18 protein-coding genes are annotated in these 24,770 nt (G+C 61.3%); 8 read left to right on the top strand and 10 right to left on the bottom strand.

Going from position 1 to position 24,770, the window contains the following annotated elements; genetic code table 11:
- Positions 1-129: 129 nt before the first annotated feature.
- From AC0VX3_RS16370 to AC0VX3_RS16415, 10 genes are read right to left on the bottom strand one after another with little or no spacing between them, the layout of a single operon-like run.
- Positions 130-552: a biopolymer transporter ExbD gene (locus AC0VX3_RS16370; protein ID WP_475521398.1), complete on the bottom strand. Its 423-nt coding sequence runs from the start codon at positions 550-552 to the stop codon at positions 130-132.
- A gap of 42 nt (positions 553-594) precedes the next feature.
- A complete protein-coding gene (locus tag AC0VX3_RS16375) occupies positions 595-2,481 on the bottom strand; it encodes a serine/threonine protein kinase (RefSeq protein ID WP_475521399.1) in 1,887 nt (628 codons plus the stop codon).
- Positions 2,478-3,245, bottom strand: coding sequence for a PP2C family protein-serine/threonine phosphatase (locus AC0VX3_RS16380; protein ID WP_348148101.1), 768 nt, complete (start codon positions 3,243-3,245; stop codon positions 2,478-2,480). The genes AC0VX3_RS16375 and AC0VX3_RS16380 overlap by 4 nt, the downstream gene beginning before the upstream one ends.
- The gene (gene tagF, locus AC0VX3_RS16385; protein WP_475521400.1) at positions 3,242-3,913 is read right to left on the bottom strand and encodes a type VI secretion system-associated protein TagF; all 672 of its coding nucleotides are present in this window, start codon (positions 3,911-3,913) and stop codon (positions 3,242-3,244) included. Before tagF ends, AC0VX3_RS16380 begins: the two co-directional genes overlap by 4 nt.
- Before the next feature lie 2 nt (positions 3,914-3,915).
- A complete protein-coding gene (gene tssM, locus AC0VX3_RS16390; protein WP_475521401.1) occupies positions 3,916-7,569 on the bottom strand; it encodes a type VI secretion system membrane subunit TssM in 3,654 nt (1,217 codons plus the stop codon).
- 32 nt (positions 7,570-7,601) lie between these two features.
- The gene (icmH, locus tag AC0VX3_RS16395) at positions 7,602-9,260 is read right to left on the bottom strand and encodes a type IVB secretion system protein IcmH/DotU (RefSeq protein ID WP_475521402.1); all 1,659 of its coding nucleotides are present in this window, start codon (positions 9,258-9,260) and stop codon (positions 7,602-7,604) included.
- Entirely contained in the window at positions 9,260-10,594 is a 1,335-nt protein-coding gene (gene tssK, locus AC0VX3_RS16400; protein WP_342894957.1) for a type VI secretion system baseplate subunit TssK, read from the bottom strand. Before tssK ends, icmH begins: the two co-directional genes overlap by 1 nt.
- A gap of 59 nt (positions 10,595-10,653) precedes the next feature.
- Positions 10,654-12,426, bottom strand: a complete 1,773-nt coding sequence (gene tagH / locus AC0VX3_RS16405; RefSeq protein WP_475521403.1) for a type VI secretion system-associated FHA domain protein TagH — start codon at positions 12,424-12,426, stop codon at positions 10,654-10,656.
- Positions 12,427-12,449: 23 nt separating this feature from the next.
- Positions 12,450-13,046, bottom strand: a complete 597-nt coding sequence (locus AC0VX3_RS16410) for a DUF6931 family protein (RefSeq protein WP_475521404.1) — start codon at positions 13,044-13,046, stop codon at positions 12,450-12,452.
- Positions 13,047-13,096: 50 nt separating this feature from the next.
- On the bottom strand, positions 13,097-14,923 hold the full coding sequence (locus tag AC0VX3_RS16415) for a type VI secretion system Vgr family protein (protein WP_348148116.1): 1,827 nt from the start codon (positions 14,921-14,923) through the stop codon (positions 13,097-13,099).
- Between the two features lie 395 nt (positions 14,924-15,318).
- Here AC0VX3_RS16415 and AC0VX3_RS16420 point away from each other — a divergent pair, with 395 nt between their 5' ends.
- From AC0VX3_RS16420 to tssG, 8 genes are all read left to right on the top strand, one after another.
- Positions 15,319-16,035: an OmpA family protein gene (locus AC0VX3_RS16420; RefSeq protein WP_475521405.1), complete on the top strand. Its 717-nt coding sequence runs from the start codon at positions 15,319-15,321 to the stop codon at positions 16,033-16,035.
- A gap of 97 nt (positions 16,036-16,132) precedes the next feature.
- On the top strand, positions 16,133-17,410 hold the full coding sequence (locus AC0VX3_RS16425) for a type VI secretion system protein TssA (RefSeq protein WP_475521406.1): 1,278 nt from the start codon (positions 16,133-16,135) through the stop codon (positions 17,408-17,410).
- A gap of 274 nt (positions 17,411-17,684) precedes the next feature.
- Complete coding sequence (gene tssB / locus AC0VX3_RS16430; protein WP_342894963.1) at positions 17,685-18,239, top strand: type VI secretion system contractile sheath small subunit; 555 nt, start codon at positions 17,685-17,687, stop codon at positions 18,237-18,239.
- The gene (gene tssC, locus AC0VX3_RS16435) at positions 18,240-19,763 is read left to right on the top strand and encodes a type VI secretion system contractile sheath large subunit (RefSeq protein WP_475521407.1); all 1,524 of its coding nucleotides are present in this window, start codon (positions 18,240-18,242) and stop codon (positions 19,761-19,763) included.
- Between the two features lie 205 nt (positions 19,764-19,968).
- The gene (locus AC0VX3_RS16440) at positions 19,969-20,454 is read left to right on the top strand and encodes an Hcp family type VI secretion system effector (protein ID WP_475521408.1); all 486 of its coding nucleotides are present in this window, start codon (positions 19,969-19,971) and stop codon (positions 20,452-20,454) included.
- Between the two features lie 144 nt (positions 20,455-20,598).
- On the top strand, positions 20,599-21,150 hold the full coding sequence (tssE, locus tag AC0VX3_RS16445) for a type VI secretion system baseplate subunit TssE (RefSeq protein ID WP_342894966.1): 552 nt from the start codon (positions 20,599-20,601) through the stop codon (positions 21,148-21,150).
- Positions 21,147-23,144 (top strand): type VI secretion system baseplate subunit TssF, encoded by a 1,998-nt coding sequence (gene tssF / locus AC0VX3_RS16450; protein ID WP_475521409.1) that lies wholly within the window; start codon positions 21,147-21,149, stop codon positions 23,142-23,144. The genes tssE and tssF overlap by 4 nt, the downstream gene beginning before the upstream one ends.
- Positions 23,141-24,769: a type VI secretion system baseplate subunit TssG gene (tssG, locus tag AC0VX3_RS16455; RefSeq protein ID WP_475521410.1), complete on the top strand. Its 1,629-nt coding sequence runs from the start codon at positions 23,141-23,143 to the stop codon at positions 24,767-24,769. Before tssF ends, tssG begins: the two co-directional genes overlap by 4 nt.
- The last annotated feature ends 1 nt before the right edge of the window (position 24,770 follow it).

The raw sequence follows: 24,770 nt of genomic DNA on the forward strand, positions 1-24,770 counted from the left end.
GCGGCAGGCGCATCTCTGCCAATCCGAAGACCAGAACGGACAGATGCAGCGCAACCGAGGCTCCAAGCACCGGCGGCCAGACATAGGCCGGAATGGCCCATCCCTGTTCGGTACTGGAGGCCGCCGCGCTCAAGGTCCATCCGCCTCGACGGTCACGAGCGTAAGCCGGGCGATACCGCTCGACCTGGCCTGCGCGGCAAGCGTGGCGACTGCTTCCATCCTGGTCCGTTTGTCGACCTGTACCGTCAGAAGATCGCTCGTCTCGGCGGTCCGGATCAGGAAGTCGGCGAGTTCCCCGCTTTCCAGCGCCTGACCCTCGGACCACACCCGGCCCTCCCGGGTCAGGACCAGACCACCACGAATGTTGCCAGCGCCCTCGTCGCGGGACGTCTCGGCCCAGGTGAATTCGTCAGGCAGCGGCGGTCTCAGTGTTCCGGACACAAGCAGGAACAACAGCAGGAGAAACACGACATTGATCAGGGGTAACGAACTGTCCGCCCTGCGGTGGGGCGAAAGTTCCTGAAGATGGATAGGTTTTGTGTAGCGTTTCATGGCCAATCCGAAACCCTGGTTCTCAAGACCGATCGTCGTCCGTCAGGGAACCACTTTGACCGTGGTTGCCGTGGCTCGCAAGATCGGGGAGCCCTGCATCAGATTGTCGAAGAAGGTTTCAGAACCTTTTCCGGCCTGACTGGAAAGGTTGCCGGTCACGTCCGGGCCGACCATTGCGATGATCAGACCGGTTTCCTCGGCCACCGTCTTCAAGGTCAACGGGACCACAAAGCCCGCGCCACCATCATCGGACTGCAGGTAGGGCGACAGGTTGGACACCTCGCCCTTGCTGTTGACGAAGATCAGCCCGAGACCGCCGGTCGACGGTTCGTATCCCGAAATACGTCCGGCAAGGTTCGAACCGTTGGGAACAACGGTCCTTTGCATGTCCAGCCGCAATCCCGTGTCGACATTGCCCTGCGGCGTTCCCCTGAGAAAGGCGATCGCAGGGCACTGGGCGTCAGCAACCAGGTTCACCTGAATTTTTGCCTCGAACCCCTGGCTCCGGGTGAAATCACGGTCAAAACTGATGAAGGGCGGCGTCCGGGAAGCAAACCCCTCGATCTCGGCCGACCGGCCGTCTATCCGGATCGGCTGCAGGTACATGCAATCTCCGGCCTGATAGCTGCTCAGGAACTTCTGGACCTTGTCCTCGGGGGTCAGCGGGGCGACGGGCGCCTCCTGCACCGGCTGCTCGACAGGCTGAACGGCAATGTCCTGCGGCGGATCGGCAGGTCTTTCAGGTGCGATATCGATAGGTTCCGGCGGTGGGACAGTTGCGCCGGTTTCCGGCTGCGCGCCGTTGTCAGTCGCGGACGTCTGCGTCTCCGGAGCCTCGGGAACCGGAATGACCGGTGCCGTGGGCGCATCGTCGCGCGGTGTCGCCACCAGAACCGGTTTCTGATCCTGTTCCGGAACCGTTTGACCGACCAGGAAATAGACCCCGGCGGCGCCCACAGCCGTAAACCCGAGAAGCGACACCGCCACCAGCACGCGCCGGCCCCAGTTGGCAGCCGGCGGCGGCGTGTCCAGCGAGGTCTGTTCGGGCGGTGGGGACGCCGGCATGATGACCGTCCGGTCGTCCGCCTGGCTTTGCATCGGAGCTCCCAGGGACCAGTCCGCGATCTCCGCCATGCTGCCGGGCCGATTTGCCGGATCGGGCTGCAGCATGGCTTCCAGGAGAGGACGAAACCGGTTGTCGACACCTTCAAGCGACGGCAACTGGCGCCGCTTGTCAACCATCTGAACCTGCGTGCCGCCCATGTCGACCTGACGGCCGAGCAGCAATTCCGCGATGACCAGCCCCAGCGAATAGATGTCACTGCGGGCGGTGACCTTGCCGTCGAAAATACCCACCTGTTCGGGCGAAACGTAGTTCACCTTGCCCGCGAAGCCGTCTCCGATGATCGTGGGTCCGGCTGCATTCGCCCGCGAAATGCCAAAATCGATGATCTTGGCCTGACCGACATCGTCGTTCTGAAGAATGATGTTGTCGGGGGACAGATCCCGGTGGATCACCTCCCGGTCATGAACCGCCTGCAATGCCGATGCCAGCCGATGGACCAGCCGGAACACGGCCTCGGGCTCCAGGGGCCCTGATTCCAGACGGGTACTGAGCGACGGACCGGCGACGAATTCCATCGCGAGGTAATAGACTTCGAGCGTCGGTTCCTTGGCAAAGACGAAATACTGCGTCAGCGCGTCATGCTTGAGTTTGCGCAGGATCTTGGCTTCACGCTTGAACAGGTCGAGGATCATGGGGTCCTTGGCGAACCTTGCCAGAAGAACCTTGATCGCGACCGGATCCCCGCTTTCAACGTCCCTGGCCCGATACACGGTGCCGATGCCGCCATCGGCGATATGTTCCTCAATCTCGTAGAGATTGTTGAGCCGCGTGCCAGTCGGCAACAGCTGGTCGGATGGGCTCATAAGTTGCTTGCTCCCTCGCCCGCGGGCATCCGGTCAATATCCACAATCACCGCGGTCACGTTGTCCGACCCTCCGTTTTCAAGCGCCCCGTTGATCAGGCTCTGGGCCGTCATCCTGGCGGCGCCGTTCATCATGAAGGTCCCGATGACAGGATCATCGAGGTGGCCTGTCAGGCCATCCGAGCATAGCAGGAACCGGTCGCCTTTTTGCAGGTTTCCGGACACCAGCTCCAGTTCCAGATCCAGGCTGGACCCGATTGCACGGGTGATGACGTGCCGTCGTGCGAAGTTTCGGGCCTCTTCCGGCGTCAGAACCTTCTGATCCACCAGTTCCTGAACTTCGGTGTGATCCGTCGTCAATTGTTCAAGCTTGCCGTTGCGCAGCCGATAGACCCGGCTGTCTCCGGCCCAGAGGCAGGCGAAATCCGATTGATAGGTCAATAGGGCGACTATGGTCGTGCCCATCGCCGCGCCATCCGCCTTTGCCGAAGCCCCTTCGATCCGGTCCTTGGCAACGATCAGACTACTTTCGAACTGCTCGAGAAGATCTTCGGCGCTTTTCGGCGCCGAGATTCCGGTAAGCGCTTCGCGCACCAGACCCGATGCCATGGCGCCGTTGCACAATCCCCCCGCGCCATCCATCACCGCAAACACACCCTTGGCCTCATCGACCAGGAACGTATCCTCATTGTGATCGCGGACCCGGCCCACATCGGTCAGACCAACCGCAAATCCGCGCAAGGTTTCCTCAGTACTCTCCGTCATGTTCGATGATCCTCCGGATAGTATCGCCCATGATTTTCCCCTGCCAGCCCGTCCGGCTCTTCAGCGGCCGAAAACCGTTCCGGCAGCAGAAGCCACCGGAATTCCGTCGCATCCGGCAGCCCACCACAGCCGAATACGAATTCCGTTTCCCCGCCCCGGCACCAGAAGAGGGAGGAGACTTTACCTTGCGTGCCCGGCGCGGCGGCGAACCTGCAACCCGGTTTGGGATTCTCCATGACACCCTGCACATCCGGCAACTCCAGGCTTTCGACAGCCTTCTGAAAATCGGACAGGTCGGTTTCCTCCAGCAATGCGCTCCTCAGGACGATTTCGGCCTGCTCGAACCAGCTCTGCGTGTCGATACCGGCCACCGGGTCGGTACTGGCTGCCAGCATGAGCGGGTATTCGCGTCCGACACCGTCCACGCTCGGCATGACCGCCCCCAGGACAGCTTCCGGCGCGTTGCCTACGGCCGGATCGGGCATGATCTCGAACCGCCAGACCGGCATTGTCATATAGGCCTGCCTCCAGGCGCCCCCGAGATCCAGTCTGGACTGCGCGAGCCCCTGCATCACAAACGGCTCCCACAACTTCAAAAAGCCCTTCGGACACTGGCCGATCACGAAATCCGAACGGGCCGGCAACTTGCCGAAATAACAGCAGCCCATTGCTAGAAACTCGACGGGCAGCTGAAATCGCCGACCGCGGACAGGAAGAACGGGTTCGGCTTGGTGCGCAAGGTGACGGTGAAGGCCACCTGGCGCCCGCCAAGAGTTTTGCGCACGACGAACTTGTTCTGACCTGAACTGACCCGGTTGGCCTTGATGAAGCGGTAAAAGGCCCAGTCGCCGTGAATTTCCTGACGGGACCGGTACCCCGGCACATCCGGCTGGAGCACCAGGACGACACGGGGTGTCGCCGTGTTGCTGGGCCAGTCGAAATTGGCCGGAACGGGTTGTATTTCCGCATTGAAACCAGGGCCCCGCGTAATAAACACGACGTTGCCGTTGACCTCGAGGCTTGCCGCTTCCGCCTGTTGCGACAGCGCGCGCGGAACCACCTGGAGGCCAACCGAGGGAAACGCGTTGCCGGTCGGGAAGAAGGCCTGCCTGATCAGGTCGGCCCGCTCGAACTGCCGCAACGTGGCATTCGACAGACGGTCGGACTGCGAGACTTCCGGCTTCCAGGTCCAGGGTCTGGCCGACGTGTCGACAAGCGGCTTCAGGTTTTCGTCGAAGAAGCGTTGCATGAGGCCGGCAGGGGAAAACAGTTTCGCGAACTCCGTCATGGGCACTTCGGACCGGCCGTTTTCAAACGGATAGTTCCGGCCGACGATCTGACGGCACTGATCGACCACCTGGGACTTGAGCTTCTCGTTCAGCTGGGTGATCGAGGTTTCCTTGAATTCCTCGTCGAATTCCTTGGCCGCCTGCAGGATCAGCTTGTCGAACGGATTTGGAAACCGGGTCGCGTTGCTGCGCAGCAGAGAGGCCTGGATCTGCACGTTGGAATTGGCGGTCTCGCTCTGCAGCGGATTGTTGGCAACGATCAGAAGGTTGTCGAGAATGTTCTTGAAGTTGAGCAACAGGGCATCGATCTTGCGGCTGTTCTCGCCTTCGACCAATTCGTGGTAGCGACGGAAATGATCCTCGATCGCTTTGCCCGGAATGATGGCCGGCCCGCCACCTCCGGCAGCCGATCCGATCGCCCCCGTCACGCCGTTCGGCGCAAGCGCCTTCAGACCTGCTTCCAGACCGATGCGTTTCAGGCCGCCGGACGAATCCAGCACATAGCGCTGGAAGATCTTGCCGGCGGCTTCCGAGCCCGCATTCTGCGCACTGCCTCCGGCGAGCGCGCCGGCGACACCCTCACTTGTCTGTTCCTGGGTCAGCATGGTTTCGCGGCGCAGGCTTTCCAGAAGCTGGACAACCGGCGAGGCGCGGGCGGAGACCGCCTGAAGGGTCGTATAGAGCGGCTTGTCCTCGCTCATCGACTTGAATTTCAGGTTCCCGAGCTCACTTTCCCATGCTTCGATGAAGTCCTGGGTGTAGAGCGCGAGAATTTCACCGGGAAGCGACTCGTACTGGTCGTTGAAGGCATTGACCTCGCCGACTTCTCCGAACACCCATTTGTCGCGTTCAAGCTCCTGGCGGATGCCGGCCAGATTGGGCAGGACTGACAGGTGAAAGCCCGGATAGGTGTAAAACTTGTTCACGACGACCGTGTCCAGGGTGTCGCCATTCTCCGTTTCGAAGACGATTTCCATATCGGGACCACCGCGCTGTTCGGCAATCCAGTCTTCACTCGCCAGTCCGTTCGCGCGTGACTTGAGCAGAGCATAGCCGCGCTCCGCGAGGCTTACTCTTGCAAGTTCGCGCTGAACTTCGGCGACCAGAACACCGTCGAGCTGATCGGTCAGTGGACGGCCGCTGAAATCCAGTTCCAGCATCGAGGCGACATGCTGGTTCAGGGGCTGACGGAAGATCTCGCCCTGGGGACCGGGGTAACTCTGCACGAAATCCGCGCGGAAGGAGTTCTTGATCTGGTCCTCATCGATCTCCGGCGCGTCGCGCGCCACCATCCGGTAGAGCTTCGCCAGATTGTACAGCCGGTCGATATCCTCACCGCCGGGTCCGGTCCGGTTGTCAAGGACCTCGGCCATCTGGTCCTCGATCCTCAGGAGAAGTCGCGGCCGCAACAGCCTTTCCAGCCCGCTCTGGTAAGATGTGACACCCGCGGCTTCCAGACGCGCGCGCTGACCGAGGCCGAACTGTTCCGTGAACGGTGTCGGATTGTTCCGGCTGTCATAGCCGGCAGGCAGTGTCCGCAGCTTGTTGAGGACATCAACCGTTCTGAGCAGGTCGTCGTCGCGCACGATCCGTTCCGACAGGACGGATTCACCCGAGCTGCGAATGCTGTCCACCGCCCTCGCGGTCTCGTCGATCAACGCCTTGTTGTTGAGGTAACTGATCGTCCAGAGACTCCCCAGCCCGATCGTCACCAATGCGATGGCGGCATAGGCGGCGATGCGTGTCGCGGTGGCAACGCGCACGGCCTGGCGATTATGGGTCACCCAGCCCGCTTCACCGATGATCACCTTGGTCAGAAGATCACTCAGGAAATAACTTTTGCCCTGCCCCGACAGCGCGGCCGCCTGATAGGCCGTTCCGAAGGCCTGGCTCATCGAGCCGATGACACGGTCGATGGCGGTTCCTGTTTGCGTACCCGAGGTGAAATAGAACCCGCGCAGCACCGCATTGGGATAGTAGCGGCTCGGTTCGAAAATGGCATTCAGGAAACCGGTTACCCTGTCCTTGAGCGCGGCGACCTGAGTCGGAAATCCGTAGAGCATCAGCCGGGCACGCGGATCGGGCTCCTCCTGAAGACGGTCCGCCATCTCCTCGTTCAGCCGCTCGACCAGCAGGTCGAACTCCGTCGGCGTCTCGGAGACCATGTTCTTGGTCTTTTCCCGTGTCTGGAACGTCGCTCCCCAAACGAGATTTCGGCGGCTTTCCGGATAGGATCCGAAGAACTCCATGAACCCGGCGACCGTGTCCGCCTTGGTGAAGATGACATAGACCGGGAAATCGATTTTCAAGGTCTTGTAGAGCTCGATGAGACGGGCGCGGATCGCATCCGAATGCTTCTTGAGCTCGTCGTCCGGAAGGGTCATCAGATCTTCCAGGCTGATCGAGATCATGACGCCGTTGACCGGCTGCCGCGGCCGCGCCTTGCGCAGAAGATTGAGGAACCCGAGCCAGGATTCCCGGTCGTGCTCCGCGTCCGAATCCTGCGTTGTGTAGCGGCCGGCCGTATCGATCAGAACCGCGGTCTCTGCAAACCACCAGTCACAGTATCGGGTCCCGCCGAGGCCTTCCAGCTTCTGCGCTTCCCCCTTGCCCCTGGAAGCTGCGAATTTCAGGCCGGAGTGCATCAGGGCCGTTGTCTTGCCGGCTCCGGGAGGGCCGATCATCAGGTACCACGGCAAATCGTAGAGATAGGTCCGCGCGCTGCCGCTCGAGGTCTTCAGCGTCTTGAGCGCATCCTTCATGCGTTCCGACAGGATCTCAAGGTCCTCTTCGCTGGCCTTGGGCTGAAGAATTTCCTGCTCCAGGGCCTTGTTGGCGGCGATGCGCCTGTAGACACGCCAGGCTTGCCATCCTCCCAGGGACAAAAGGATCAGGAGGGAGAGGACCAGACGCACCCACAATGGTTCGAACGGCCGCACACCCGCGATCGCCAGAAACGGGCCGCCGAACCAGATCAGGGCAACCAGGGCGAGAATGCCGATAAGGATTGCCGTTATGCCGAGCCAGAATTTCATCGATAAAACCTTGTTCCGCGGTTGCCCGGGATCTAATTGTTAATCACCAATCCACCGGCCGGCGGTTTCACGCCTCCCGACGGTTTCAGGAAAACCTCCACACGCCGGTTCAGCGCCTTGCCGTCACGGCTGGTATTGGGCGCGATCGGCTCATCCGCGCCGCGTCCTTCCACCTGGACGCGATCGGACGTCTGCAAGACCGCCTGCATGACATCGGCAACCGACTGGGCCCGTTCTACGGACAAGTGCCAGTTGGTCGGAAAACGCGGATTGTTGCGGATCGGATCGCTGTCCGTGTGACCGACCACGAGAATATCGCCGTCGATCCTGTCCAGGGTCCGGCTGACCTCTTCAACCAGCAACTTGAACTCGGGACGCAGGGTCGACGCTGCCACGTCGAACTGCGCGCGCATGCGCAACATGATCGAGGGCCCGGCCGGAATGACTTCCACGCCGTCGAGACCGGCAAGCTGGTCGGAGACCGAGTCGATCGGCGGATCCTCGGGCGGTGGCGGCGCGGGCGGCGGTTTGGGCTGGTAGCCTTCGCGGGCCAGTTCGATCGGCCCCGTCGGGTAGATCGACGCGGCCCGGCCCGCAACGACTTCGCTGCCGCTGGCCAGAAGCAGCATCAAGGTCACATAGCCACCGAGCAGGAGAGCGGCCGCAACCGCCGCGACCGACCAGATCGGGATGGAGAAGCCGGTGCGCCTCTGCAGGAGCTCAAGACCCCGCCAGTGCGGGGACAGGTCATCGCCCGGACGCGGGCGCACCCGGCGCAAGATTTCATGCAGGTCCCGGCGTTCACGTTCAAGACCCTGCTGCCCTCCCTGGATGGCCCGGTACTTGCCGTAAAAGCCGAGCGACAGGCAGGCGTGCATGACCTCCAGAACGCCGTAATTGCGGCCCGGATCCTGTTTCGCCTTTTCCAGGAGCTGAAAGAACTCCACACCGCCCGTTGCCTGACCGAAAAACTGGGTCAGCATCGAGTATTGCGTCCACTGATGGCGACCGGCAGACGGCAGATTCTGAACGATATCGTCGGATGTGGCGCACAACGCGTAGGCCGCGGAGCGGATCTGTTCATCCGTGATCCCCGCACTGCGCAGGTCCGTTTCGAAAGTCTTGATCGACGTGTAAACGTCGCGCATCAACTGATCGAATTGCGCATCGGTCATTGTCAGATGCAGGCGTCCAAGCAGCAGCAGCAACGGCGCGGCCGCACGGGAAATGGGATTTCGGTTGGCCACGCGGATCTGCTTGATGTCCGGCGTGTGCGCCAACTGCCCCGCACCTTGCGCGGAGGGCTGTCCCTGCGGATGTCCAGGCCCCTGCCCCGGCGCGGCTCCGTGAGGTCCTGCCGGCGGTGTTCTGAGGTCGGGAGCCTGTTGCTGTCCGTATTCGTAGCCTGCCGGGGTGGCGGCATAGGGATCCCTGCCCGCGCCGCCCCCCTGCCAGGGATCGGCGGACCCGCCGCGGCCCTGCTGGGGCGGCTGTTGCGGCGGCTGATGAGGTGGCTGGCCCGGGCCGGCTTGAGGATGCGCCGGTTGCTGTGGCGGCTGGCCCGGTTGCTGGCCAGGTTGATGGGGCGCCCCCGCGGACTGGTCTTCGCTCCAGCGGCCGCCGGGGTTCGGCATGACAATGGTTTTGCCCTTGCGTTTCGAAACACCGAAAGGGTCGTCCTTGTCAGACATCAACGTCCCTCCCGAATGGCGTAGAACTCAAGCTGCAGCTCCGGCCAGTTGCCGGAAAACTGCAATCCAACCGCCGAATCCTGACTGAATTCGCGCCACAGCGGCGTCGTCTTGTCGAGCCTGAAATAGACCCGGTCCGTCAGGGCCCGGATTTGCGCCGGCGGCACCGGCATGTGGATCAGCGGAATGCCCGGCAGGTTCGAATAGACGATCTGGCGCATCTGGCCGAACGGGCCGACCTTGAACAGGCGGGGAAATTCGTTCTGGATTTCGGTCAGCGGGCGGCGGGCCGCCACTTCGATCACAAAACTTGCCTGCGAGAACAGGTTCCGGTCGACCACGGTCGACTTGAAGGCATTCGGTGCGAGCTGCTCGATCGGCAGCCGGATCGCACGCCGGTCGTACCCGGCCGACAGGAAGGCCTGAATGTCCGCCAGAAGCGGCTTGAAGATATCATGCAGCTTGTCGTGATCGTAGACCGGATAGTTGCGCGCCCGGCGCTCCTCGGTCGCGAAGGTCGCCAGTTCCCCGGCGAGCTGCAGAAATTCCGAATAGACCCGCTCGGGATGCACATAGGCGGATTTTCTCAGGTGCATCAGCAAGGGATAGGTTCGGTTGAGAAGCTGCAGCGTCAGGTAGTCGAAATTCTGCAGCCCGCCGCCGGCCGACGTATCGGCAGCGTAACGGGCCAGTTCGCTGAGCTTGCGCTCCACCCAGCCGATGACGGAATCGATCCAGCCGGTAATGACCGGGTGCACATGACAGGCCAGAACCGGTGGAGCGAAGGCACCGTCGGTGATGACGATCCGGTCCTTGATCTCCGTGATCCGTGCGACGGGCAGACAGACCTGTCCGGGATGCGGTGTCGAGCGGATGGAATAGATGAGCCGCGGATGAGCGACGTCGATTTCCTCTTCCTGCCGGACGGTCGAGGTCGAATCGATGATGGTCTCGCGATCCTGAACGTATCGCGTGGCCGCATCGTCCCGGCCGTTGGCCACTTCGACCGCGTTGACCGTCGTTTCGGGGACGCCGAGCCAGACGATCTGGCCGGCCGCATCTTCCGGAACGTCGATCGCCGGCGGCGGCGTGCCGTCCGCAGGGAAATTGAACACCGTGCCGTCCGGGAAGATGCCACGTCCGTAACGCAGGGCGAAGCGGCATTGCTGGCCGACATCCTGATCGATTTCCAGGTCGGAAAAGCCCCAGGGATAGGGAGACGCCAGCCGCACCCTTTCATCCAGCAGGTGTTCCGCGTAACGGTCGCTCTGCTGCAGGTGGTGTGGCCGTAAAAACAGGCCTTCGGTCCATGCAACCTTGCTATACCACGACATAAAGGCACTGCTCCCTAAACGCTGCCGGCGCGATTGCGCACCTGAACTGCAAAAAATACTTATTCAAATCGTCCGGACATCTGCCCCGGTTCGTCATCACTCATTTCTTCGTAGCTTTCGGTGAAATATTGCGTGAAAACACCTACCAGACCATCGTCATATGATTGTGTCAAAGACGTCCACCGTTCCTGCAACCGGTCCCAATGCTTGGCTTTCTGGCCGCCGAACGCGCTCTTGGAGACCTGCCCCTCCGCTTCGACCGCCTTCGGCGACAGGGTCTCGTCGAAACGGGCGGCAGCCTTCTGCATGGCCGCGTAGGTCCACACATGGTGTTTCTGAATGTCCTTGAAGGCCTCGGACATGGCTTTCGTGATCGGCAGATAGCCCGTTTCCTCGGCACTGTGCGACAGCATTGTCTGCAAAGCCACCTGGGGCGTGGGCGAGAACTTCAAGGCATTGTTGCCGCTGCGCATGATCAGTGTGCGATTGACATTCCGGGTCATCGCCTTGACCTGGCTGCGCGCCTGAAGCAGTCCCATCAGATCGCCGGTAATGCCCTGAAGGATGCCGCCCAGTTCGCGGGCGAATTCTTCCTGGTCCCTGCCTTTCAGGGCCTCGACGGGTATGCCCGCCCCTTCCGCGAAAGCGGCAATGAAATCCACGGCATCGGCATTGGTCTGCGCCTGTCCGGTGCTCTCGGCCGGCTGCCCCACCTCCACAGGCACCCCGACAGCGGCCGCCTGGGTTTTCTCGGCGGCAGCCACAGGCGCCTGCACGGGAGCGGTCACGGCCTCGTTCCCGGCCGCGTCCGGAACCGGTTCCGCATCGGGCCGAGGCGCCGGAACCGCGGCGACCTCCGGCTCGGGAGCCGGCCAGGCGGGCGCTTCGGGAAACGGTGACGCGGCAGGCTGCTCGGGGAGCGCGGCGATCGCCGGTTCCGCGAACGGTTGCGGGGCCGGGTTTCCTTCCTTTGGAACCAGATCAGGCATCTGGAACATCGGTTCCGCGGCCCCACCGGCGGTTTCCCCGGAAACGGGCGGGAACGGCGTATCGGGTGCAGCGGCGGACAGACCGGAAGGCGGCGCCGCTACCGGGTCCTGAAACAGATGGGGCTGTTGCGCCAGATGATCGAGCGGGTCGGCCTGCACAGGTCTTGCCGGTTCCCTGTCCGGCTGATGCACCTGGGGATCGTAGAGCGCCGGATCGGCGCTGCCCCAGCCATGCCCCTGCTGGCTCCAGACATCGTCGGCAGGCGTACCGATGCCCGGATCGGATGTCGGTGGCGCGTGGCGCCCTTCCATGCCCGGCCCCTGAGACGCCCACGGGCCGGCGGCTGGTTCCGACGGGTATGGTGCCGGCTGGTGCGGCCCTGATGCGTGGGGACCTGGTGCGTGCGGAGCGGGCGCGGGTGTTGACGGCCAGGCCGGGCCCGTGCCGGCCGGAGCCGCGCTCCAGCTCTCGGCGGCAGGCGGCGCGGAGGCGGCATGAGCGAATGCAGGCTGTTCCTGCCCGGACGCGGCTTCGAGGGAGACGAGGATAATGTAATCCCCGATCATAACGCGGTCGCCGGACCTCAGCACATGCGCCTTGTCCATCCGCGTCTGGCCGCCGTTCAGGAACGTGCCGTTGGTGGAAAAGTCATAAAGGACAAACTGGCCGCCTTCGAACCGAACCTCGCAATGCTTGCCCGAGATCACACGATTCGGGTCGGGCAGGCTCCAGTCGAGATGCTCATGCCGGCCGATGTCGAAACCGCGCGCGGTGCAACTGTAGGACAGCTGACCGCCGGTTTCCAACCGGTCGAAATTTTCGATCTGGAGCGTAATGCGCATATTAGCGGCGTTCCTTCTTTCGACTAAGACATGGCCGGTGCGGGTGCCTTGACGCTCACCACCGGCATGGCCCCTCCTCCGGCGAAAGACAGGCCGGCGGAGAGACATGATTTCAGGGCTTCGTCGCGTTCGGAGGCGGGCAGTGTCCCGAGCGCGATCAGAAGCGCGGTGTTGACCGCCTTGGCGGTCAGATCGTCCGGCATCTCGACCCGGTGTTCCTGGTTCGGAGACAGCGACCCGCCGGACCAGCCCGCAGCAAATCCGATCCAGACGGACGCGCTGTCCGCGCGCGAGGCTTCCGCCGCCGCATGCACCGCAGCGCGCGCGTCCTCGTCGCCTTCGCGCACCCAGGTTTCGCTCAACGCTAGCACCTGACGGTCGTCCTCGCTTCTGGTCCCGTCAAGTCCGGCGACGCAATTCATACCCCACCAGACGGACTCCCGTTTCGGCAGGATATGGGCAAAATAGGCAAGTGCCTTCAACGGCTCCTCGCCTTCCTGCAGTTCCATCGCATAGTCTTCCGGCGCCAGTTCGCCCGATGGTTCGCTGACAATATCAGAGAGCTCCGGATAAGCTTCAAATACCTGTTTGGCCCTTGTAAAGCGGATACGTGATCCCATCAGCTCTACTCCTGTTCTTTTTCTGTTGCCGCAGTCTCAGCACCGCGCCGTCAATTGATCATCACAAGTCCGCCCTTCAGCTTCAACAACGCACTGCCGGTCACATTGTGCATCGTGCCCTTGGTGTTCAGCACGCCCGAGGCAATCACGTCGATCTTCGCGGACTCGATCTTGATCGACGCCGGTGTCATGGTGATCTTGCTTGCGCCGCAGATGAACTCGATCTTCGAGCCGGCCGTCACCTTCCATTTCATTCCGATCGTCTCGGTCGTGTTGTTGCCGACATCCTCGGTCCGGTTGACGTCGATCCGCGTTTCCCGGCAATTCTTGACATGCAGCATCTCGTCATTCTCGATGACGGTCTCCATGTCCTTCTCGGCGTGCATGCCGATGAGTTCCTGTCCTTTCGAATCGTCGAACACGAACTCGTTGTAGCCGCCGCCGCCCTGTGTCGAGTCGGACTTGATCCCGGCCTTGTTCTTCTCCCCCGGCAGGGAATACGGCGGCATGTTTTCCGCATTGTAGACCGTCCCGACAATGATCGGCTGGTCCGGGTCCCCTTCCAGGAACTGAACGATGACCTCCTGGCCGACACGCGGAATGTAGATGCCGCCCCAGTTCTTGCCGGACCAGACCTGGGCCACACGCACCCGCCGGGACTGCGTCTTGTCGCGATCCCAGTGAAACTCGACCATGATCTGACCGTATTCGTCCACATCGATTTCGCCTTGCCCCACGACTTTCGCGGTCTGCGGGCCTGGAATACGGGGCTTGCCCGTCACGGCGGGTGTCCGGAAGGGAATATCGGAGGCCAGAACATCATATGTGCCGGTGTAGGCCTCACCCTGGGCACCGCCGCCGCCAGTCCTGTACTGTTCGGCGATGATCTGGTGACTTGCGCGCACCACAAGGTATTCCTTGTTCTGCGGCCCGTGGGGATGTTCCTTCAGCGTGAACAGGCCTCCGGCATGGATCCGCGGCACTTCGCCTGCGGTCTCGATCCGCTTGTCGGCGGCCTGTTCGGCCTCCAGCCGGATCTTGGAGAAATTCGTGCCCTTGTCCTTTTCCGTATAGCGGCCGGGATAGTCGTAGCGCTCCAGCGACCCGGCGCGGTAGGACGACCCCGCATCGCGGTCCGCCTCGAGCGAGGCGCTGGGTTTCTCGAAATCGTAGTCGTTGACCGCGAATTTTCCGGTCCGGAACCGGCGCGTCGGGATCCAGTGATACAGATGCTCTTCTTTGCGCTGGTTGTCGCCGCCAAGAGGGATAAACGGTATCGCCGGGTCCCCCATGATCGGGCTGTAGGAGGATTTCGCATCGGCCAGTATCATCGTGTGCTTGCCGTCTTCATGCTCGAAGAAATACGAAATCCCGTTTTCCTCCATCAGGCGGCGGCAGAAACCATAGTCCGATTCCCGGTACTGGACGCAGTAGTGGATCGGATCGTAGCTTTCGGTCAGCTTCTTCCTGTGGTCGGCGAAATCATGTTCGCCGAGAACCTGGGAAATGATGTCCGGCGCTGTCATGTCCTTGAAAATACGGCAATTCGAGTTCTTGGTGAGCAACCAGAACCAGGGCCGGAGAACCAGCCTGTAGATGTAATAGGAATCGCGGTGCCCGAGCCATCTGGCATCGGTCAGCAAGCCGTCAAAATACCGGGTGTCACCATTGTTGGTGAGCACCTTGACCGTCATGTGCGTCGCGATCGCCTGGTCGAAGTCCAGATCTTCCTTCTGGCTGACAACCTCAAGACGGATTTCGAAATCGTCACTCAGACCCTCATCACACTCGACGGTGACGATGGAGAGCTCATCCGCGCCAAAGACCGACGTCAGTTCGGCCATCCGCTGCTGTTGTTTGAGTTGTCCTAAGGCCACGAAAGATCTCCTCGGAAAAACTTTGGTTCTGACAGGGGCAGCCGGTCAGCTGCCGTCCTCCAGTGCCTATTGCGTTTCCGTCAAAAATAATGTGCTCAAGAACACAATTGTTGCAAATACTTTAAACGCTATATTTCGTGCCGATCCAAGGGCGCCCTGCGCGTGAACTGGTTTCGAGCCTACTAATTCGGCCACTATAGATTACTACTTAGCCTGCTCATCAACATCAATCCCGACAACTCCGCCCCTTGCCAAATCGCTACAAACCGACATACTGACATCAAATCGCACTTTAGTGACTTTCGCCACACTATTATTGTCAAGATATGGCACGATGTATTTCGAAGCCCGATGCGAAAACGCATTCGACCACTCCACAAGGGAGGATTGAAGCCGTGACCCGAATTATTGATTTTTCCATACTCAAAAAGCCTGTCCCAGGCGCTCGCCGCCGCGTTCTGTCCGCGACCGCGGCAGCTCTCCTGATCGGCATTGTATTCACTCCGGTCCTGCCGGCCGCCGCACAGGACCCGACCTATTCCGCCGATGAGGTGACCCGTCACTTCAAGCAGCTCAAGACGCGTTCCCTGAAGCCCACCGGAAGGACCCGGGCGCTGTGCATCGGCACGCGTGACGAGTGCAATCCGAATGCGGCGGCGGAAGCTGGCGGACAGGTTGCCGTCACTCAGGAAAATCCGGACGCGTCAACCGAAGCGACCGCATCAGGCCCCGCCGAGCCGCTTGTCGTCGACCCGGAAACCCAGGCGATCGATGTCGCATTCAATCTTCTGGTGTCCTTTGAATACGCTTCGGCAAAACTGAGCCCTTCCGCGAAGGTCAATTTGAGCGAGTTCGCGAAAGGCATCAGGGATCCGGATCTTGCCGGCGCAACCTTCGTGATCGAAGGCCATACGGACGGGATCGGCTCAACGTCCTACAACCAGCGTCTGTCCGAAGACCGCGCGCGGGCGGTGAGCGAGTTTCTCGTGGGACTGGGCGTTGGCCGTGACCGGCTGAAGACAGTCGGCTACGGGAAGTCGAGACCCAAGGTCGCCGATCTCAACGATCCCTCGAACCGGCGCGTCGAAAGCAAGCTGATCCTCGAACAGTAGTCACCGAACAAGTCAGGCCCGGCCGGCTGAAATCCGGCCTGGCCTGCAGCAGACATGGGGCCGGACCCGGAGCATTCGTCCGGGCTGGGGGGCAGCAATGAGTTTTGATCCGGAAAAATACGGCACCGAAGTCGCGCCAGGCGCCGGCTGCGGACCGGACCTTTACGATACCGAGCCGGCCTTTGCCGCGCTTCTCGATTCTTGCGAAGAATTGCTGCCGGAACGGTTCAGCGAATTCGACCGCGCCGAAATCGACTTTTCCGACCTCTTCAAGCAAATGGACGGGTTCCTGAAGCAATCCAGGGACCTCAGGCTGCTCGTCGCCCTGGCGCAATTCAGCGTGCTGAGCGGTCAGCTCAACACGTTTGCCAATGCGGTTCGCATTATCCGCAAGCTGCTGGAAAACTATTGGGACAGCGTCCACCCGTCCGACGCGGACTTCGGCTTCATGGAACGGGTCGGTACGCTCGAGGCGCTGAACAGCAGGCCGTCGGTGTTCCTGCCGCTCGAGGCGGCTGCCCTTTTGAAGACGCGCCGGACCGGCCCGATCAGTTACCGCGCGATACAGATCGCCGCCGGCAACGCGACGGCGCGGCCCGACGAACACACGATTTCGCTCGGTGCCATCGAAGCGGCGCTGACGTCCGGAGAGATCGAACAGGATGCCATAGAGGAAGTTCTGCAGGATCTTTCCGATCTGCCGGGCGAACTCGAGGCCATTGCCGAGATCTGTACGACCCGGCTCAAGGAAAGCAATGCAAAGGCGGCTCCTCCCGATTTCGAGGCCCTGACCACGCTCCTCAAGGAGATGGGCGCCGACCTGAACCGGAGGCTTGGCCGGATTTCGGACGACACGGAAGAGCCCGTGGACGATCCGGAGCAAGACACCGGTGGGCCGGCGCCTTCCACCGACAACCAGGCGGACATCAAGAACGCGGCGCAGGCAAAACTCATCCTGGATGCGGTCGAGGACTATTTCGCCTCGAGGGAACCCTCCCATCCGGCGCTGTTTCTGGTGCGCGAAGCCCGCGGTCTGGTCGGCAAGTCCTATCTCGACGCCCTGAAGGTGCTCATGCCGAGGCGGTTTGACGACGTTGCGCTGCTGCTGGGCACAAGCGGCCTGCAATTGTCGAATGACAGACTGAACGATCTCAATGACGGCGACGACCGGGACCTGGGCGACATCGACGGCTTTTCCGTCATGGTGATCGAGAACCGGGCCGACGCAATGAAAGGCATCGCTTCGGTCAAGGGCTATTTTTCCGCCAACGAACCGACCAGCCCGATCCCCATGCTTCTCGACGAGGCCCAGAACATGAGTTCCGGCTCCTTCACCGGTCTGCTCAATCTGTTCCTGCGGCCGGAAGACGACTGATCCCGGCGATGAAACCGCTTTTCGCCATTTCCGCGAACTCCAAGCTTCTTTCTTGACTCATTCGAACAACAGGTCCTCAATATTTGAAAGAAAAATCCAAACCGTCGATGGTGTGACTGCGATCACTTCCTGTTTCGAACAATCGCAGTACATAGATATTCAAGAGACGAAACGCAGGTTCACTGACTAACTGAACAAATAAGTTTTCTGCGTCCGTATTTGACTAAATAACGATCCCTGTTTTTTCGGATCACGAAGATGAAAGGCGAGTAAAATGGCTTCCAATAGTGGGCAAGGTTTTATCAAGCGCAACAGGCCTCCCCGGGTCCACATCTTCTATGAAGATCCGTTCGATGCGGAGCAGAAGGTCGAACTGCCCTTCGTCATGGGCATCATGTCGGACCTTTCCGGAGACAGCCCCGGTGTCGAGAAAGCCGACATTGACGACCGCAAGCTTCTCGACATCGACATGGACAATTTCTCCAAGCGCATGGAAGCCATCGAGCCCGGCACCGCCTTCACGGTGAAAGACAAGCTGTCCGGCGAGGACGACACCAAGATGAGCGTTCAGCTCCGTTTCAAGAGCATGGACGATTTCACACCGGGCAAGGTCGCCGAACAGGTCCCGGCCCTGAAGAAACTGCTGGATGCCCGCCGAAGCCTGGCCGCATTGCGCACGATGATGGACGGCCGTGTCCAGGCGATCTCGCAACTGGAAGAACTGACGAGGGACCCGGCTTTGATGCAGGCCCTGGCACAGAAAATCGAAGCTGAAAAATCCCAGTCTTCCGACAATTCGGCAGACGGCGACGGCACGGAGGAGGCGTAAATGAGCAACACGGATACGAGCGCCCAGTCAGGCGGCGCAGCTGCCGGCGAAGCCACCAGCGAACAGAGCCCCGAGGAATTTGCCTCGATCCTGAAACAGAATTTCCGCATCAAGAACGAGAACGAAACGGCCAACCAGCTGGTTGACACCGCGATGTCGACGTTTCTCGCGGAAGCGCTTTCCGACCAGGGACTGATCAAGGATGATGTCTACGACACCATCGACGAGATGATCGCCAAGCTGGACGAGAAACTGTCGGAACAGGTCAACGAGATCATTCACGCGCCGCAGTTCCAGACGCTGGAAAGTGCCTGGCGCGGACTTGACTACCTGGTTCACCAATCCGAAACGGATGCGTCGCTGAAGCTGCAGTTCCTGAACATCTCCAAGAACGAGCTTGCCGGCGTCTTCAAGAGCTACCGTGGTGCCAAGTGGGACCAGAGCCCGCTGTTCAAGCAGATCTACGAGGCCGAATTCGGTCAGCTCGGCGGCCAGCCCTACGGCTGTCTCGTCGGGGACTACGAATTCTCCTACGAACCCCAGGACATCACCGTCCTGCGCGGCATGGCGAAAATCTCGTCTGCGGCTCATGCGCCCTTCCTCGCCGCGGCCAACCCGCAGCTGATGCAGATGGACAGCTGGACCGAACTGCCGGCCAAGCGCGACCTGTCGAAGATCTTCGATACGGAGATCCACGCACAATGGCGGACGCTGCGCGAATCCGAAGATGCCCGCTACCTGGGCCTGACGATGCCGCGTGTGCTCGCCCGCCAGCCCTATGGCGCCAAGTCCGATCCGGTCGAGGAGTTCGCCTTCGAAGAGGAATTCGGTGAGGACAGCCACAACAACTACGCCTGGATGAACTCCGCCTATGCAATGGCCGCCAACATCAACCGGGCGTACAAGGAATATGGCTGGACCGTGCGGATCCGCGGCGTGGAAAGCGGCGGACTGGTCGAGGAACTGCCGACGCATGTCTTCGAGACGGACGACGGCGGCGTCGACCAGAAATGTCCCGCGGAGATCGCGGTTTCGGACCGGCGCGAGCATGAAATCTCCCGCCTCGGCCTGATCCCGCTGATCCACCGCAAGAACACCGATCAGGCGGCATTCCTGGGGGCCCAGTCGGTCTTCAAGCCGCGCGAATTTTCCGGCAAGGACGGCAAGGACGCCACCGCGTCCGACAATCTGTCAGCACGCCTGCCGTACATGTTCGCGACCACGCGTTTTGCCCACTACCTCAAGGTGATGGTGCGCAACAAGATCGGTTCGACCAAGGAATCGGCTCAGCTGCAGCGCTGGCTGAACGACTGGATCATGGACTATGTCGACGGGGATCCGGACAACTCGACCGAGGAAACGAAAGCGCGCAAGCCGCTCCGTGAAGCCAAGGTCACCATCGTCCCCGACGAGGAGAACCCCGGCTACTACCGTGCCCAGTTCTTCCTGCGTCCGCACTACCAGCTGGAAGGCATGGACATCGGCATGAGCCTGGCGTCCCGCATCCCGCAGGACGGCACCTGATTTTACGAATTGCCGGAGAGGCGGGGTCCGCCCCTCCGGCATGCATCCCCAAAGGATGCGGTCCGGCTCAGCCGGGCGGAGGTACAAACAAGTCGCGCAAGCGTCTAGGGGTTTGGACCGTGAGGTCCGAGGTAGTTGTCAGATTTAGCAGACGTTGTGCCAGGATTTTTCACCTGGCCGTCAACACCCAAAAGGATCTATTCAAATGGCTGTCGATTTTTTTCTGGAACTTGAAGGCATCAAAGGCGAAGCTCAGGACAAGGCCCACAAGGACAAGATTAACGTCCTGTCCTGGTCCTGGGGCGCCTCCCAGTCGGGCACCACCCACATGGGCGGCGGCTCCGGCTCCGGCAAGGCTCATTTTCAGGACCTGAGCATCACCAAATTCGTCGACAAGTCGACACCGGTGCTGCTTCAGCACGTCTCGACCGGCAAGCACATCACCAAGGGCACTCTTTTCGTGCGCAAGGCGGCCGGCGATACACCGCTGGAATACATCAAGATCGAGATGAAGGACATCATTGTCACCAACGTCTCGACCGGCGGCAGCGGGTCCGATGACCGGATCACGGAAAGCTGCACCCTGAATTTCGGTGAGTACAAGTACATCTACACCGAACAGAAGAACGACGGTTCCAAGGGCGCCGCTCCGGAGTTTGCCTGGGACATTGCGGCAAACGAAAAGAAATAAGGCTTCGGCCTGAATGGCTGCCGCGCCCTCGCGCGGCAGCCTGTTTTTTTAAAGAGCTGGCCGGCGGCCGACTTGCGGATCAGAGCGTACCGCCGACAAAACGACAATCAGTTCCAGGGGAAGCAGTCAGCGTGGGCATGGCCGATGGCTAAATCAACCGTGAAAATGCACTCCCCGTTGATGTGGGCCTTCCGGGCCATGGAAGACCGGGACTACAGGGACTCCCAGGCCAGGCAGAAGGAAGACAAGACCGTCGGAAGTCTCCGCTCCGGCAGACGCCTCTCCAGAGCCTACGGCGTTTCGGAACACACGCTGCTCGCGGAAGTCCGCCGCGATCTCCAGGCCCTGCTCAACACGGTCAATCTCAATTCGACACAGGATCTGTCCGATTTTCCGGAAGTCGCGTCATCCGTCCTGAATTTCGGCCTTCCGGATCTCTCGGTTCACATCGTTGACACCGTGCGCATCGACCGGCTGGCTGAGGACATTCGCGTGGCCCTGACGCGCTTCGAGCCTCGCATGGACCCGCGCAACCTGCAGGTGACGCGCGACGACAGCACGGACGGCGACACGTTCAAGGTCCGTTTCATCATCAAGGCGGAAATCCGTTGCGATCCGATCCGGGTCTCGAGCGAATTCATCGCGGACGTCGATCCGGCCTTCGGCAGGATCAAGATCATCGGGGCAACTTCATGAATCGCGAATTTCTGGACCTCTACAATCAGGAACTCATCTACCTGCGTGAACAAGGTGCCGCCTTTGCGGAAGCCTATCCCGCGGTGGCCGAGCGGCTGGGAGGCCTGCTGGAGGATCGCTCGGATCCGATGCTGTCCGGATTGCTGGAGGGCACCGCATTCCTGTCCGCGCGTGTTCAGCTCAAGATGAAACATGAATTCGCCGAATTCACGTCCAATCTCTTCGAGCAGCTCTATCCAACCGCCCTTGCCCCGATCCCCTCGATGGTGCTGGCCCGGGTGGTCCCGAAATACGGCGATTCAAACCTGCGCAACGGCATCAAGATCAGCCGGCATGCCCCGATGGAAGCTGTCTTTCGCGAAAGACAGGGTGAAGTCCGCTGCCGCTTCACGCTGACGTCGCCGATCACACTGACGCCGCTTGAACTCACGGCCGCGAAATACCTCAGTTCCGCGGCCCAGGTGTCCGGCCTCGGCGCAGACATGGCGGAGGATCGCCGCACACGGGCGGGGCTTGCGATCACGCTCACCCACCGCATGGCGGAAGACCGCGAGAACGAGGTCTCGGCGGAAGAGGCGCTGAAAAAGCCTGAGTACCAGGTTGCCGGCTGCCGTATCGACGATCTTCCCGTCCGGCTGATCGGCCCGATCGACCTGGCAGCGAAAGTCTACGAACAGATCTTCGGCCACACCATCGCGCTTTATCTGAGAACCGAGGACGCCTTCGGCCAGGCAAGCCTGCAGCGCCTCCCGGCAAACGCGATCAAGCAGCTCGGCTTCGACGAGGACGACGCGCTGCTCGGAAACGACCTGAGGCTGTTCACCGGGTTTGACCACCTGCGCGACTATTTCAATTTTCCGCGCAGCTACCTGGGTTTTCAACTGACCGGGCTGCGTCGCTATCTCGACCGGATAAAGGCCAAGTCCTTCGACATCATATTCGTGTTCGACGAGGCCGATTCCCGTCTTCCCGCTCATGTCGAAGACAAGATCTTCGCCCTGCACACGACACCCGCCGTGAACCTGTTCGAGCGTCAGACGGACCGGGTCCCGATCAAGAAGGGGCAGCACGAGTTCGCGGTCATTGCCGACCGGACCCGGCCGCTTGACTACGAGGTCCATTCGGTGACCGAGGTCAACGCGCATTTCTCCGGCGGTGAGAAACGGGCGATCGAGCCGCTCTACAGCGTTGCTCCGGACACGGAAAAAGCCGGACACGAATGGTTCTACACGATCCGGCGGCTGCCGCGCCGCCAGTCTTCCAGTGAAGTTCGCCGTCAGCAGCCAAGTTCCTACATCGGCACCGAAACCTTCATATCCATTTCCAGCGGCGCGCAGGCGTCTGCCCTGCTTCAAAGCGGCAAGAAACGTCTCGCGGAGCTGTCGCTGAAAGTGATGGCATCCAACCGCGCGCTGGCCGCGGATCTTCCCGTGGGCACCGGTCAGGACAAGTCGCCGACCGGCGATTTCCGCATTCTGGAGGATGTCGGCCTCAAGGTCGATTGTGTCGCCGGTCCAACGTCTCCCAGGCCTCCGCTCCTGTCCTACAACGAGCGCCTCGGCGAAGAGGGCCATGCCGGAGCCATTGCCTGGCGGCTGATCAACATTCTTGCGCTCAATCATACCGGGCTGGTTCATTCGGCCGCCGGCGAGGACGGACGTTCGTTTCGCGACATCCTGAGCGTGTTCGCGCCGCTTTCGGACAATGCCGCCGACCGGCAGGCGCAATCGGTCCGGTCCGTTTCCACACGCCCGGTGGTGCGCAGGCTCCAGCAGAAGTCGGGGACCGGCGTCGCGCGCGGTCTTGAAGTCACGATAACGCTTGATGACAAGGCATTCGAGGGTGCGAGCGCGTTTCTTCTGGGAGCGGTGCTGGACCGGTTCGTCGCGGAATACGCGTCCATCAACCACTTTACCCAATGCGTGATCGCAACGACGGAACGCGGCATCATCATGAAGTGGCCGCCCAGGATCGGCGCGAAGGGGATCCTATGACAGGTCCCGAAGACGACGACCTGACCAGGCGCCCAAAGCCAGCGGACAAGACGATCGTTCAATTCGGCGGCACGGATCGGGCCGCCTGGCCCGAACAAGATCCATCCGATACCGAAAAAGCGCCCCCCACCAACGTCGCCTCGGTCGCGCAAGCCGGTGAAACCGGTGAAACCGGCGATTTGGCGACTTCGGAGGCCCCGGAGGTTTCGGAAAGTTCGGTGGCGCCGTTGCCGGACGCGGGTGAACCGCCCGAACCGGAAACAGAGCCGAGCGAACCTTCGCCGGCATCTGCGATGCACGGTGACGGCACTGCGGAACCTTCTGCCGGCGACGAGACACCGGATAGCGACGACCATCACACGGCGCTTCAGACCGGGGTGCCGCAAGACCCTCCCGAAACTCTGGCCAGCGATGAGGACGAAGAGCCTCCCGAGGCTCCCAGGATCGAATTGCCGGTCCAGCAGCAATATGCCTCGCTCCTGGCTGCCCTGAGTGAACGGATCGAGAAACACCCCGGTGGTCACGATCTTCTTGCCGTCCTGCGCATGCTGGAAGGTCAGACTTCGCCGGAAGCCAATGCACCGGGAACCAGCGCCTCGGGAGCCAACCTGACGGGGATGGGCCCGAAGCAATCCGGAGAGCCCGCACCGCCACGGATCGGCAAGAGCCGGCGCATGCTGGAAGACATCGTCCGTTTCGGCCAGGATCCCTCCAGCGAGTTCGCACCTTCGACCATTGAGCGGGCGACGCGAGACGCCGACGGTGGCCTGGTGCTGCTGGAACGTTTCCTGGGCATGCTCGGCCCGCAGGGCGCCCTGCCCGCGTCCTACACGGACGAGGCGATCATGCGCGGCCTGCGCGGTGACGACAGCTTTCCGCGCTTTCTGGATGTGTTCAACAACCGCTTCGTGCAGCTGTTTTTCAGAGCCTGGGCGGATGCCCGCCCGATCGTGCAGCACGACAGACCCGACGACGACCGGTTCCTGGCGTATATCGGGTCGTCGATCGGCATCGGCACGCCGATCTACCGCGATCTCGACCGCATCGACGACCGTCTGAAACTTCTTTATGCCGGACTGACGTCCTCCAAGACTAAAAGCGCCGCGCGCCTGAAAGCACTGATAACCGGCGTGTTCGGCGTGAAGGTGGATATCGACCAGTGCGTCGGCACCTGGCTGCATCTCGACAAGGACGATCAGTTGCAACTTGGCGGTTTCGGTCCCGGTGGCGCGGGACAACTCGGCGCCGACACGATCGTGGGTGCCAAGGTCTACAGTGTCAGCGACAAGATCCGAATCCGTATCTTCACGCGTTCTCTCGAGGAATACCGGAAATTCCTGCCGCCGACACGTGCGCGGCCCAATCCATGGACCGAGAAGCTCTTTGATCTCATCGATTCCTATCTGGGACTGGAGATCGAGTACGAAATCGAACTTGCCTTGCCGAAACGCTGCGCCTCCGCCATCGGCATGGACCGACGCAATTCGGCAACGCTGGGCCATATCGGCTGGCTGAAGCCTGCCGCACCGGCGGAAACAGGAGCGGAAGAACCGCTCGAAGACGAGGAAATGCTGACCGATACGCGTTTCCGTCCCGTCCGCCGGCACACCACCGTTTATCAATAGG

This window comes from Roseibium sp. QJM3NY_11 (assembly GCF_056173175.1).